This window comes from Fluviicoccus keumensis, from assembly GCF_004217445.1.
In the GTDB taxonomy this organism is placed as follows: Bacteria; Pseudomonadota; Gammaproteobacteria; order Pseudomonadales; family Moraxellaceae; genus Fluviicoccus; species Fluviicoccus keumensis.
Genome location: NZ_SHKX01000010.1, coordinates 95,745 through 108,870, shown reverse-complemented (window position 1 = coordinate 108,870; position 13,126 = coordinate 95,745). Strand labels below are relative to the sequence as shown.

Genomic DNA, 13,126 nt, shown 5'->3' with positions numbered 1-13,126 from the left:
TTTAGGCCAGTAGTTCAATTGGTAGAGCACCGGTCTCCAAAACCGGGTGTTGGGGGTTCGAGTCCCTCCTGGCCTGCCATCATACCCAAGTCAAGCTGACGGTTTATGACCACACAAGCTGAAATCACCAATGCCAGCGGCGGCGCGAATGTCCTGAAGTGGATCTCCGCGATCGTGCTGTTGATCGTGGCGACTCTGGGTAATCGCTATGCTCCCGAAGTGTTGCCTCAGGTTCCTGTCTGGGTGCGTATCGCACTTTTGGTTGTGGCGGGTATTGCGGCTGCATTCGTGCTGCTGACTACCTCCCAGGGGCGTGGATTCGTCAAGTTGCTCAAGGAAGCTCAGGTTGAGGCCAAGCGTGTAACGTGGCCGAAGCCGGAAGAAACCTGGCAGACAACGCTGATCGTCTTGGCGGTCGTGGTTGTTATGTCCTTGGTTCTTTGGGGGCTTGATACCCTGTTTGGCTGGATGATTTCCGCCATTATCGGCTAGGTAAAGCATAAATGAGCAAGCGCTGGTACATTGTCCACGCCTATTCGGGCTTCGAAAAGCAGGTTATGCGTTCCTTGCAGGAGCGCATTCGTCGTTCCGGCATGGAGCATTTCTTTGGTGAGGTTCTCGTTCCCACGGAAGAAGTCGTGGAAATGAAGAACGGCGTCAAGCGGAAAAGTGAGCGTAAGTTCTTTCCGGGTTATGTGCTGGTTCATATGGAGATGAACGATGACACTTGGCACATGGTCAAGGATTGTCCCAAAGTGATGGGATTCATCGGTGGCAAGGCGGATAAGCCGGCTCCGATTACCGATCGTGAGGCTGATGCCATTCTCAGTCGCTTGCGCCAAAACGCTGATGCACCTCGTCCGAAGACTTTGTTTGAGCCGGGCGAAGTGGTTCGCGTGGTTGATGGTCCGTTCGCGGACTTCAATGGTGTTGTGGAAGAAGTGAATTATGAAAAGAATCGCCTGCGTGTAGCGGTGATGATTTTCGGTCGCGCCACTCCTGTTGATCTGGAATTCAATCAGGTCGAAAAGGCAGTTTGATGTGGTGCTTGTACGGGTCGGCTAAGGGTCGGCCCGTTTTTGTTCGTTAACGGGGAGCCTAACGGCGCTTGTACCCACGGAGTCTGAAATGGCCAAGAAGATTGACGCTTACGTCAAGCTGCAAATCCCGGCTGGCAAAGCCAATCCCTCTCCCCCCATTGGTCCTGCCTTGGGCCAGCGTGGTGTGAACATCATGGCGTTCTGTAAGGAATTTAACGCCGCTACCCAAAAGCTGGAACCCGGCATGCCGATTCCGGTCGTGATTACTGTTTACAGCGATCGCTCCTTCACCTTCATCATGAAGACGCCTCCTGCAACCTTCCTGCTGAAGAAGGCTGCCGGTATCAAGAGTGGTTCGCCGCGCCCGAATACCCAAAAGGTTGGCAAGGTGACCCGTGCCCAGCTGGAAGAAATCGCTGCCCTGAAGAAGCCTGACCTGACGGCTGCTGATGTGGATGCTGCGGTTCGTACGATTGCCGGTTCGGCTCGTTCCATTGGTCTGGATGTGGAGGGCGTATAAGATGGCCAAGCTGAGCAAGCGTCAACAAGCTATTCGCGCCCAGATCCAACCGGGCAAGGCATACAGCATTGAAGAAGCGGTTAATCTGCTGAACACGCTGCCTGCTGCAAAATTCAAGGAATCCATCGACGTCGCCGTGAACCTCGGTGTTGATCCGCGTAAGTCTGACCAGGTTGTCCGTGGCGCATCCGTGCTGCCGGCCGGTACGGGTAAGACGGTTCGCGTCGCCGTGTTCGCTCAAGGCGCCAACGCTGAAGCGGCCAAGGCTGCCGGTGCTGATATCGTCGGTTTTGACGATCTGGCGACCGCCATCCAGGGCGGTGAGATGAATTTCGATGTCGTGATTGCGACCCCGGATGCCATGCGCGTTGTCGGTAAGCTGGGTACCATCCTCGGCCCCCGCGGCCTGATGCCCAATCCGAAGGTTGGCACGGTGACTGCTGATGTCGCCACTGCCGTGAAGAATGCCAAGTCCGGTCAGGTGCGTTATCGCGTCGACAAGGGCGGCATCATTCATGCTCCGGTCGGTCAAGTGGGTTTCTCCGCTGAAGCCATCAAGCAGAACGTTGAGGCGCTGGTGGCTGACCTGAAGAAGGCCAAGCCCGCCACGTCCAAGGGTGTTTATGTCAAGAAAGTGACCTTGTCCACCACCATGGGCCCGGGTCTCGCGATTGATCAGGCATCCCTGACCGCCTGATAGGGCGGTTGTAGAATTTCGGGATATTCCCGACCCAGGACTTTGTTACGCATTAGGCGTCAAAGACCTCAGGTGCACGAAAGTGCGTAATTGCGCAAGCAGCCTGCGTAGACGCGGTGTGGTTCAGTTAACGCTAACCCCCGCGTGAACGCCGATATTCTGTCGGCATTCAATAGTTAGGAGGTTACTGTGACTCTGAAGTTAGAGGACAAGAAAGAGATCGTTGCCGAGGTGAATAAAGTCGCCTCCGGTGCTTTCTCTGCAGTGGTAGCCAATTATCGTGGTTTGACGGTTGGTCAGTTGACCAAGCTGCGCGAAAAGGCCCGTGAACAGCAAGTGTACGTGCGTGTGGTTCGTAACACGCTCGCACGCCGCGCTGTGGAAGGCACTTCCTTCGCCTGCCTGAACGACGACCTCGTTGGCCCCACCATTATTGGCCTGTCCCTGTCGGAAAACGACATGGGCGCGGCAGCCCGCCTGTTCAAGGACTTTGCCAAAGACAACCAGAAGATGGAAGTCACGGCTCTGGCCCTGAATGGTCAGCGTTACGACGCGAAGCAGATTGACGTTATCGCCAGCCTGCCGAACCGCGAAGGTGCACTGACCATGCTGGCATCCGTGCTGCAAGCGCCTGTTTCGAAGTTTGGCCGTCTGTTTACAGCTCTCAAAGAGAAGCTGGAAGCTGCCGCCTGATTTCCGCCCGATTTTGAACCATACCCTAGTGGAGAATTACCATGGCTCTGTCCAATGAAGAAATCCTGAATGCCGTTGCCGAAAAGTCGGTGATGGAACTGGTCGAACTGATCAAGGCTTTTGAAGAAAAGTTCGGCGTGTCGGCTGCTGCCGTCGCTGCTGGTCCGGCCGCTGCCGGCCCGGCTGCTGTGGTTGAAGAGCAGACCGAATTCAACGTCATCCTGACCAGCTTCGGCGCCAACAAGGTCAACGTGATTAAGGCTATCCGCGAAATTACCGGCCTGGGCCTGAAGGAGGCCAAGGATCTGGTTGAAGGCGCACCGCAGACCGTTAAGGAAGGCGTGAGCAAGGACGAAGCTGCTTCTGTCAAGAAGAAGCTGGAAGAAGCTGGCGCTACTGCCGACGTCAAGTAATCTGCCGATACCGGTGGTTACTTGCGGCTGAAGACAGCGCAAAAAATGGCTGGCGACTAAACAAGAGTCGTCGGCCTTTTTCTGTTTTCAGCAAATGATGCAAGGCAGACTGTTTGACAACAGGGCAGTAGAAAGCAGTAAGCATGACTGGCTTGTTGCGAACAGTTTGAAGTGCGGATGGCTTCGGCAGCCCGCACGCATGGCACCCAGACACCGGCCCACGTCGGTGACCCGATAGAGTTAAGTCTAGCTGAGGACTCCAGATGGCATACTCATATACCGAGAAAAAACGCATCCGAAAGAATTTCGGCAAGCTGCCCACGCTGATGGATGTGCCTTACCTGCTGGCGATACAGGTAGACTCCTACCGCGCCTTCCTGCAGGACGGCAAGAAGCCGCGTAACCGTGAAGATCTCGGACTTCAGGCGGCCTTCAAGTCGGTTTTCCCGATCGTCAGCTACTCCGGCAATGCTGCCCTGGAGTTTGTGGAATACCATCTTGGGCATCCCGGCTTTGATGTGCGTGAGTGCATCCTGCGCGGTCTGACCTATGCGGCTCCGCTGCGGGTCAAGATCCGTCTGATCATTTATGATCGTGAAACCTCGGTGAAAACCATCAAGGACATCCGCGAGCAGGAAGTCTACATGGGTGAAATCCCATTGATGACGGATAACGGTACCTTCATCATCAACGGTACCGAGCGCGTGATCGTCTCCCAGCTGCACCGCAGCCCTGGCGTGTTCTTTGACCACGACAAGGGCAAGACGCACTCGTCCGGCAAGCTGTTGTACAACGCCCGTATCATCCCTTATCGCGGCTCCTGGCTGGACTTCGAGTTCGACGCCAAGGACCTCGTTTATGTTCGTATTGACCGCCGTCGCAAGCTGGCCGCCACCATCCTGTTGCGCGCACTGGGCTTCAGCTCTGATGAAGTGCTGGGCATGTTCTTCGAGACCACCAAGGTCACGCATGATGAATCAGGCTACAAGTTTGACCTGATTCCCGAGCGTCTGCGCGGTGAGACCGCCGCCTTGGAAATCCGAAGCAAGGACAAGGTCATTGTCGAGTTGGGCCGCCGTATTACCGCCAAGCACATCCGCGAGATCGAGAAGGCCGGCATTACCCATCTGGATATTCCGGCGGACTACCTGCACGGCAAGGTGGTTGCCAAGACCTTGCTGCATCCGGCAACGGGTGAACTGGTGTGTGAATGCAACACCGTCATTACGGCAGAAGTGCTGACCCGCCTGCAAAAGGCCGGCATCCAGGCTTTTGAGGTGCTGTATACCAATGATCTGGATCGCGGTCCGTTCATTGCCGACACCCTGCGCGTGGATCCGACCCGCACCGAACTGGATGCATTGGTCGAAATCTACCGCATGATGCGTCCCGGCGAGCCGCCCACGAAGGATGCGGCGGAGAACCTGTTCAAGAACCTGTTCTTTACCGCCGAGCGTTACGACCTGTCGGCTGTCGGCCGCATGAAGTTCAACCGCCGTCTTGGCCGTGGCGATGACAAGGGTGAGGGCACGCTGTCCCGCGCGGACATCGTTGATGTGCTGAAGACGCTGATTGATATCCGTAACGGCAAGGGCGAGGTGGATGATATTGACCACCTTGGCAACCGTCGCGTCCGTTGTGTCGGTGAAATGACCGAGAACCAGTTCCGTGTAGGCTTGGTGCGTGTTGAACGCGCCGTCAAGGAACGCCTCAGCCTGGCTGAGAGTGAAAACCTGATGCCGCAGGATCTGATCAACGCCAAACCGGTGTCCGCCGCGATCAAGGAATTCTTCGGTTCCAGCCAGCTGTCGCAGTTCATGGACCAGAACAACCCGCTGTCGGAAATCACGCACAAGCGTCGTGTTTCCGCCCTCGGCCCGGGTGGTTTGACCCGTGAGCGCGCCGGCTTTGAAGTGCGTGACGTGCACCCGACCCACTACGGTCGCGTCTGCCCCATTGAAACGCCGGAAGGCCCGAACATCGGCCTGATCAATTCACTGGCTGTTTACGCCAAGGCCAATGACTACGGTTTCCTGGAGTCGCCCTACCGCAAGGTGGTGAATGGTCAGGTAACGGATGAGTCCGAGTACCTGTCCGCCATTGAAGAAAGCCAGTGTGTGATTGCACAGGCTGACTCGCGCGTGGATGCCGAGAACCGGTTGCTGGATGATCTGGTGGCCGTGCGTTACAAGAACGAATTTACGGTGATGGCGCCGGAAAAAGTGACCCACATGGACATCTCGCCGCGTCAGGTGGTGTCTGCGGCGGCTTCGCTGATTCCGTTCCTCGAACATGATGACGCGAACCGCGCCTTGATGGGTTCGAACATGCAACGTCAGGCGGTTCCCACCCTGCGCGCTGACAAGCCGTTGGTCGGTACCGGCATGGAGCGCTATGTCGCCCGTGACTCCGGCGTCTGCGTGACCGCCACCCGTGGCGGTACCATTGATTACGTCGATGCCGCCCGTATCGTCATTCGTGTCAACGACGATGAAATGACTCCGGGCGAAGCTGGCGTCGATATCTACAACCTGACGAAGTACACCCGCTCCAACCAGAACACCTGCATCAACCAGAAGCCGATCGTGAATCGTGGTGACCTGGTGGCGCGTGGTGACATCCTGGCTGACGGCCCGTCCGTTGACCTGGGTGAACTGGCGCTGGGCCAGAACATGCGCGTCGCGTTCATGCCCTGGAACGGTTACAACTTCGAAGACTCGATCCTGCTGTCGGAGCGCGTCGTCCAGGAAGACCGTTTCACCTCGATCCACATTCAGGAACTGTCCTGTATTGCCCGTGACACCAAGCTGGGTCCCGAGGAAATCACCGCCGACATTCCGAATGTGGGTGAAGCGGCGCTGAGCAAGCTCGACGAGTCCGGCATCATCTACATCGGCGCCGAAGTGAACGCTGGCGACATTCTGGTGGGCAAGGTAACGCCGAAGGGCGAAACCCAACTGTCCCCGGAAGAGAAGCTGCTGCGCGCCATCTTTGGTGAAAAGGCTTCCGACGTGAAGGACAGCTCCCTGCGTGTGCCGTCAGGGACTAAGGGTACGGTCATTGACGTACAAGTCTTCACCCGCGACGGTGTCGAGAAGGACAGCCGTGCGCTGGCGATCGAAAAGGAACAGCTGAATGCCTATCGCAAGGACTTGAAGGAAGAGTTCCGCATTTTCGAAGAAGCGGCCCGTTCGCGTCTGCTGCCCCTGCTGAAGGGCCAGACCGTTAACGGCGGCGCCGGCTTCAAGAAGGGCGACGTCCTGACGGAAGAGGGCTTGAATGCCCTGACCTTCGACAAGTGGTTCGAGTTGCGTCCGACCGAAGAAGCCATTGGCGAACAGCTGGAGCGTGTTCAGACTTATCTGAAGGAACGGGAAGAAGAAATTGAAGCCCGTTTCGAAGACAAGAAGCGCAAGATCACTACGGGTGACGACCTGACGCATGGCGTCCTCAAGGTCGTGAAGGTTTACCTGGCCGTGAAGCGCCGCATCCAGCCGGGCGACAAGATGGCCGGTCGTCACGGTAACAAGGGTGTGGTCTCGGTCATCATGCCGGTGGAAGACATGCCGTACGATGAGAACGGTGATCCGGTCGATATCGTACTGAACCCGCTGGGCGTGCCGTCGCGTATGAACGTCGGTCAGATCCTGGAAACCCACTTGGGCTGGGCCGCCAAGGGTCTGGGCAGGAAGATCGGCAGGATGCTCGATGAGCATCGTCAGGCCGCTGAGCTGCGTGAGTTCCTCGACCAGATCTACAACAAGATCGGCGGTGAACAGGAAAGCCTCGACGAGCTGTCTGATGATGAAATCATGCGCATGTCCGGCAACCTGCGCGGTGGCGTGCCTATCGCGACGCCAGTGTTCGACGGCGCGCATGAAAGCGAAATCAAGGGCCTGCTGAAGTTGGCCGATCAGTCGGAAACCGGCCAGCAGTGGCTGTACGACGGCCGTACCGGCGAGCGCTTTGACCGTCCCGTGACTGTTGGCTACATGTACATGCTGAAGCTGAACCACTTGGTGGACGACAAGATGCACGCCCGTTCGACAGGTTCGTACTCCCTGGTCACTCAGCAGCCGCTGGGTGGTAAGGCGCAGTTCGGTGGCCAGCGCTTCGGGGAAATGGAAGTGTGGGCGCTGGAAGCCTACGGCGCGACCTACACCCTGCAGGAAATGCTGACCGTGAAGTCGGACGATGTGAACGGCCGTACCCGCATCTACAAGAATATTGTCGATGGCGATCACCGCATGGAGCCGGGCATGCCCGAATCCTTCAACGTGCTGATCAAGGAAATCCGGTCGCTCGGTATCAATATCGAGCTGGACAACGACTAAGCGCATAACGGCGCCGGGGAGGCGGCAACGCCTCCCTCCGTTCACCTGATTTGCTGGAAAGAATGCCATGAAAGATTTGCTGAACCTGTTGAAGAAAGACGGTCCGGAAGCCGAATTCGACCGCATCCGCATCGGCCTGGCCTCGCCGGACATGATCCGCTCCTGGTCCTTCGGCGAAGTGAAGAAGCCGGAAACCATCAATTACCGGACTTTCAAGCCCGAGCGTGACGGTTTGTTCTGCGCCAAGATCTTTGGCCCGATCAAGGATTACGAGTGCCTGTGCGGTAAGTACAAGCGCATGAAGTTCCGCGGCATCATCTGCGAAAAGTGCGGCGTCGAAGTGACGCTGACCAAGGTTCGCCGTGAGCGTATGGGCCACATCGAGCTGGCTTCGCCGACCGCGCACATCTGGTTCCTGAAGTCGCTGCCATCCCGTATCGGCCTGATGCTGGACATGACGCTGCGTGATATCGAACGCGTGCTCTATTTCGAAAGCTTCGTCGTTATCGAGCCGGGCATGACCCCGCTGGAAAAGGGTCAGCTGCTGTCTGACGAAGACTATTACACCGCCCTGGAAGAATACGGGGATGAATTCGACGCCAAGATGGGCGCCGAAGCCATTCAGGCCCTGTTGAAGGAAATCGACCTGGAAGCCGAAGTGACCCGCCTGCGTGAAGAAATTCCGCAGACCACCTCGGAAACCAAGCTGAAGAAGCTGTCCAAGCGCCTGAAGCTGATGGAGTCCTTCCTGGGTTCCGGCAACAAGCCGGAGTGGATGGTCATGACCGTGCTGCCGGTGCTGCCGCCGGATCTGCGCCCGCTGGTGCCGCTGGACGGCGGTCGTTTCGCGACCTCCGACCTGAACGATCTGTACCGCCGCGTCATCAACCGTAACAACCGTCTGAAGCGTCTGCTTGAGCTGAGCGCGCCGGATATCATCGTGCGCAATGAAAAGCGCATGCTGCAGGAAGCGGTTGACGCCCTGCTGGACAACGGCCGTCGCGGTCGCGCCATCACCGGTTCGAACAAGCGTCCGCTGAAGTCGCTGGCTGACATGATCAAGGGTAAGCAAGGCCGCTTCCGTCAGAACCTGCTCGGTAAACGCGTCGACTACTCCGGCCGCTCCGTGATCGTGGTCGGTCCGACGCTGCGCCTGCATCAGTGCGGCCTGCCGAAGAAGATGGCGCTGGAACTGTTCAAGCCCTTTATCTTCGCCAAACTGGAAAGCAAGGGTCTGGCTACCACCATCAAGGCGGCCAAGAAGATGGTTGAGCGCGAAACCGCCGAGGTGTGGGATATCCTCGCCGAAGTGATCCGCGAACATCCCGTCATGCTGAACCGCGCCCCGACCCTGCACCGTTTGGGCCTGCAAGCTTTCGAGCCGGTGCTGATTGAAGGCAAGGCCATTCAGCTGCATCCGCTGGTCTGTACCGCCTTCAACGCCGACTTCGACGGTGACCAGATGGCCGTGCACGTGCCGCTGACGCTGGAAGCCCAGCTGGAAGCGCGCGCGCTGATGATGTCGACCAACAACATCCTGTCGCCCGCCAACGGTGATCCGATCATCGTGCCGTCCCAGGACGTGGTGTTGGGGTTGTACTACATCAGCCGTGACCGCGTGAACGCCAAGGGCGAAGGCATGGTCTTCGCTGACTTCGCGGAAGTGACCCGCGCCTTGGGCAACAAGGCAGTGGCCTTGCACGCCCGCGTCAAGGTCCGCATTCGTGAAGTGACCATCGATGACGAAGGCCAGCGTAACGAGCGCACGTTCATCGCTGATACCACCCCCGGTCGTTGCATGTTGTGGGACATCGTGCCGGAAGGCCTGCCGTTTAGCATCATCAACCAGCCGATGACCAAGAAGAACATCTCGAAGCTCATCAACACCAGCTATCGCACGCTGGGGCTGAAGGACACCGTGATTTTTGCCGACCAGCTGATGTATCTCGGTTTCCGTCAAGCGACGTATTCCGGCGTCTCCGTCGGTATGGAAGACATGGTCATCCCGCCCCAGAAGGGCACCCTGATCGGCGCGGCGGAAGACGAAGTCCGTGAAATCGAATCCCAATTCGGTTCCGGTCTGGTCACCGCCGGCGAACGCTATAACAAGGTCGTCGATATCTGGTCCCGCGCCAACGAACTGGTGGCGAAGGCGATGATGGACAACCTGTCCACCGAGAAGGTGATCAACAAGCAGGGTGAAGAAGAAAGCCAGAAGTCGTTCAACTCGATCTTCATCATGGCCGACTCCGGCGCCCGGGGTAGCGCGGCACAGATTCGTCAGCTGGCCGGTATGCGCGGCCTGATGGCCAAGCCCGACGGCTCCATCATTGAAACGCCCATCAAGGCGAACTTCCGTGAAGGTCTGACCGTTCTGCAGTACTTCATCTCGACCCACGGCGCCCGTAAGGGTCTGGCCGATACCGCGTTGAAGACCGCAAACTCGGGTTACCTGACCCGTCGTCTCGTCGATGTGGCCCAGGATCTGGTGATTACCCAGGTCGATTGCGGCACGACGAACGGCCTGCTGATCTCCCCGCTGATTCAGGGCGGTGATGTTGTGGAGCCGCTGCGCGAGCGCGTGCTGGGTCGTGTGACCGCCGTGGACGTGATCATCCCTGGCTCCGATGACGAAGTCATTGCTCCCGCAGGAACCTTGCTGGATGAAAAGTGGGTGGAAAAGCTGGAACTGGCCGGTGTCGATGAGGTCATCGCCCGTTCCGTGATTACCTGTGATACCCGTTTTGGCGTGTGCGCCAAGTGCTACGGCCGTGACCTGGCACGTGGCCATCAGGTCAACATCGGTGAGTCCATCGGTGTCATGGCGGCCCAGTCCATTGGTGAACCGGGTACCCAGCTCACCATGCGTACGTTCCACATCGGTGGTGCGGCGAGCCGGGCTTCCGCCATTTCGAGCGTACAGGTCCGTAACGATGGCACGGTTCGCTTCCACAACATCAAGACGGTGCAGCACGCCAACGGTAACCTGGTGGCCGTGTCCCGTTCCGGTGAAGTCGGTGTGGCCGATAGTCGTGGTCGCGAGCGTGAGCGCTATAAGCTGCCTTACGGTGCCGTGATCACCGTCAAGGACGGCCAGGAAGTGAAGGGAGGCCAGATCGTCGCCAACTGGGATCCGCACACCCACCCGATCGTCACCGAAGTGGCGGGTCGCGTGAAGTTCGCGCACATGGATGAAGGCATCACGGTACGTCATCAGACCGACGAACTGACCGGCCTGACCAACATCGAAATTATCGATCCGAAGGATCGTCCGGCGGCGGGTAAGGATCTGCGCCCGGCTATCGCTTTGACGGATGAGCACGGCAACCAATTGCGCCTGGAAGGCTCTGACCAGCCGGTCATGTACTTCCTGCCTGCGTTGGCCATTACCAGCCTGCAGGATGGTGCGATTGTCGGCATTGGTGATGTTATCGGTCGTATTCCGCAAGAATCGTCGAAGACCCGTGACATCACCGGCGGTCTGCCGCGTGTGGCCGACCTGTTCGAAGCCCGTAAGCCGAAGGAACATGCGATCCTGGCTGAAAAGAGCGGCATCATCAGCTTTGGTAAGGAAACTAAGGGTAAGCACCGCCTGATCATTACGCCGGATGACGGCTCGGATATCTACGAAGAGCTGATTCCGAAGTGGCGTCAGATCAACGTGTTCGAAGGTGAGCGCGTGCAGCGTGGCGAAGTGATCTCCGATGGCCCGCAAAACCCGCATGACATCCTGCGCCTGAAGGGTGAAACCGCGCTGGCTTCGTACATCGTCAACGAAGTTCAGGATGTGTACCGTCTGCAAGGCGTGCGGATCAATGACAAGCACATTGAAGTCATTATCCGTCAGATGCTGCGCAAGGCTGACATTCTGGATGGCGGTGATACCTCCTTCATCAAGGGCGAGCAAGTGGAATACTCGCGCATGCTGGAAGAGAACGAGGAGGCTCTGTCGGAAGGCAAGTTCCCCGCACGCTACGAGCGTGTACTGATGGGGATCACCAAGGCCTCGCTGGCTACCGACTCCTTCATCTCGGCGGCGTCCTTCCAGGAAACCACCCGCGTCCTCACGGAAGCGGCGGTTACCGGCAAGGAAGACGACCTGCGTGGTTTGAAGGAAAACGTGGTGGTGGGTCGTCTGATCCCGGCCGGCACCGGCTTTGCTTACCATGCGGAACGTCGTCGTCTGCGCATGGAAGAGCAGATGCCCGAAGCCGCACCGGCAGCGCCCAGCATGAGCGATGTCGAGCAAGCGCTTTCCGAGGCGTTGAACCAAGGCGAGTAACATCGCCAGGGTTAGTAAAAAGGGCGCATTCAATGCGCCCTTTTTACTGCTGTCTTTTGTGCAAAATTTGCGTCAGCAATTTTAAGATTGACGGCTTGTTGATCAGCCTCTATCATCTGTACCCCTCAAAAAGGCTATCTCCTTTTTGAGGGTTTTGTTTTTTAACGGGAGAAACTGCCGACATGGCAACTACTAACCAGCTGATTCGTAAGGGCCGTGAAAGCCTGGTCGAAAAATCCAAGGTGCCGGCCCTCAAGGCCTGCCCGCAGCGTCGCGGTGTTTGCACGCGCGTTTACACCACCACCCCCAAGAAGCCGAACTCCGCTCTCCGTAAGGTTTGCCGTGTCCGTCTGACCTCGGGCTTTGAAGTCACCTCCTATATCGGCGGTGAAGGCCACAACCTGCAAGAGCACAGCGTCGTCCTGATTCGCGGCGGTCGTGTGAAGGACTTGCCGGGTGTGCGCTATCACACCGTTCGTGGTTCGCTCGACTGTGCCGGTGTCAAAAACCGCAATCAGAGCCGTTCCAAGTACGGTGCAAAACGTCCCAAGAAGTAATTCGCGGACGTAGTAAGGCCGGGCGAGCGGGCTGGGTAGATCAAAATCCCGGCATGTGTCCCGGACAACCCTGAAGTTTCATTAAAGGTTCATAGAGAAATGCCAAGAAGACGTGTAGTCGCCAAGCGCGAAATCCTGCCTGATCCGAAATTCGGAAGCCAGACCGTTGCCAAGTTCATCAACCACGTGATGGATAGCGGTAAGAAGTCGGTTGCCGAAGGGATTGTTTACGGTGCTCTGGAGCGTGTTGCCCAAAAAGGCAAGCCCGATCCGGTTCAGTTCTTTGAGGACACCCTGGAGAAGGTGCGTCCGATGGTCGAAGTCAAGGCTCGCCGTGTCGGCGGCGCCACCTACCAGGTTCCCATGGAAGTACGCCCCTCCCGTCGTACGGCCTTGGCGATGCGCTGGCTGGTTGACGCGGCCATGAAGCGCAGCGAAAAGACCATGGCTCTCCGTCTGGCCGGCGAACTGCTGGATGCGGCTGAAGGCAAGGGCGCGGCGATCAAGAAGCGTGAAGACGTTCACCGCATGGCCGAGGCCAACAAGGCCTTCTCCCACTATCGTTTCTAAAACGATCCAGAGGTTTATTT

General features: G+C 57.8%; 10 protein-coding genes and 1 tRNA gene. All 11 read left to right on the top strand.

The window, feature by feature from the left end; all coding sequences use genetic code 11:
• Positions 1 to 3 precede the first annotated feature (3 nt).
• A tRNA-Trp gene (locus tag EV700_RS01540) sits at positions 4 to 79 on the top strand.
• 26 nt (positions 80 to 105) lie between these two features.
• A complete protein-coding gene (gene secE / locus EV700_RS01535; protein WP_130410604.1) occupies positions 106 to 492 on the top strand; it encodes a preprotein translocase subunit SecE in 387 nt (128 codons plus the stop codon).
• A gap of 11 nt (positions 493 to 503) precedes the next feature.
• A complete protein-coding gene (nusG, locus tag EV700_RS01530) occupies positions 504 to 1,040 on the top strand; it encodes a transcription termination/antitermination protein NusG (RefSeq protein ID WP_130410603.1) in 537 nt (178 codons plus the stop codon).
• Between the two features lie 88 nt (positions 1,041 to 1,128).
• Positions 1,129 to 1,560 (top strand): 50S ribosomal protein L11, encoded by a 432-nt coding sequence (gene rplK / locus EV700_RS01525; RefSeq protein WP_130410602.1) that lies wholly within the window; start codon positions 1,129 to 1,131, stop codon positions 1,558 to 1,560.
• Between the two features lies 1 nt (position 1,561).
• On the top strand, positions 1,562 to 2,257 hold the full coding sequence (gene rplA / locus EV700_RS01520; RefSeq protein WP_130410601.1) for a 50S ribosomal protein L1: 696 nt from the start codon (positions 1,562 to 1,564) through the stop codon (positions 2,255 to 2,257).
• Positions 2,258 to 2,446: 189 nt separating this feature from the next.
• Entirely contained in the window at positions 2,447 to 2,950 is a 504-nt protein-coding gene (gene rplJ, locus EV700_RS01515; protein WP_130410600.1) for a 50S ribosomal protein L10, read from the top strand.
• Positions 2,951 to 2,991: 41 nt separating this feature from the next.
• Positions 2,992 to 3,363, top strand: a complete 372-nt coding sequence (rplL, locus tag EV700_RS01510; protein ID WP_130410599.1) for a 50S ribosomal protein L7/L12 — start codon at positions 2,992 to 2,994, stop codon at positions 3,361 to 3,363.
• 263 nt (positions 3,364 to 3,626) lie between these two features.
• A complete protein-coding gene (gene rpoB, locus EV700_RS01505; RefSeq protein WP_130410598.1) occupies positions 3,627 to 7,697 on the top strand; it encodes a DNA-directed RNA polymerase subunit beta in 4,071 nt (1,356 codons plus the stop codon).
• 67 nt (positions 7,698 to 7,764) lie between these two features.
• The gene (rpoC, locus tag EV700_RS01500) at positions 7,765 to 11,979 is read left to right on the top strand and encodes a DNA-directed RNA polymerase subunit beta' (RefSeq protein WP_130410597.1); all 4,215 of its coding nucleotides are present in this window, start codon (positions 7,765 to 7,767) and stop codon (positions 11,977 to 11,979) included.
• Positions 11,980 to 12,161: 182 nt separating this feature from the next.
• The gene (gene rpsL / locus EV700_RS01495) at positions 12,162 to 12,536 is read left to right on the top strand and encodes a 30S ribosomal protein S12 (RefSeq protein ID WP_130410596.1); all 375 of its coding nucleotides are present in this window, start codon (positions 12,162 to 12,164) and stop codon (positions 12,534 to 12,536) included.
• Positions 12,537 to 12,635: 99 nt separating this feature from the next.
• Entirely contained in the window at positions 12,636 to 13,106 is a 471-nt protein-coding gene (gene rpsG / locus EV700_RS01490) for a 30S ribosomal protein S7 (RefSeq protein ID WP_130410595.1), read from the top strand.
• The last annotated feature ends 20 nt before the right edge of the window (positions 13,107 to 13,126 follow it).

Bases quoted from the DNA above. Each gene is read 5' to 3' on its own strand.
- secE (WP_130410604.1), top strand. From the start codon at position 106: ATGACCACACAAGCTGAAATCACCAATGCCAGCGGCGGCGCGAATGTC.
- nusG (WP_130410603.1), top strand. From the start codon at position 504: ATGAGCAAGCGCTGGTACATTGTCCACGCCTATTCGGGCTTCGAAAAG.
- rplK (WP_130410602.1), top strand. From the start codon at position 1,129: ATGGCCAAGAAGATTGACGCTTACGTCAAGCTGCAAATCCCGGCTGGC.
- rplA (WP_130410601.1), top strand. From the start codon at position 1,562: ATGGCCAAGCTGAGCAAGCGTCAACAAGCTATTCGCGCCCAGATCCAA.
- rplL (WP_130410599.1), top strand. From the start codon at position 2,992: ATGGCTCTGTCCAATGAAGAAATCCTGAATGCCGTTGCCGAAAAGTCG.
- rpoB (WP_130410598.1), top strand. From the start codon at position 3,627: ATGGCATACTCATATACCGAGAAAAAACGCATCCGAAAGAATTTCGGC.
- rpoC (WP_130410597.1), top strand. From the start codon at position 7,765: ATGAAAGATTTGCTGAACCTGTTGAAGAAAGACGGTCCGGAAGCCGAA.
- rpsL (WP_130410596.1), top strand. From the start codon at position 12,162: ATGGCAACTACTAACCAGCTGATTCGTAAGGGCCGTGAAAGCCTGGTC.
- rpsG (WP_130410595.1), top strand. From the start codon at position 12,636: ATGCCAAGAAGACGTGTAGTCGCCAAGCGCGAAATCCTGCCTGATCCG.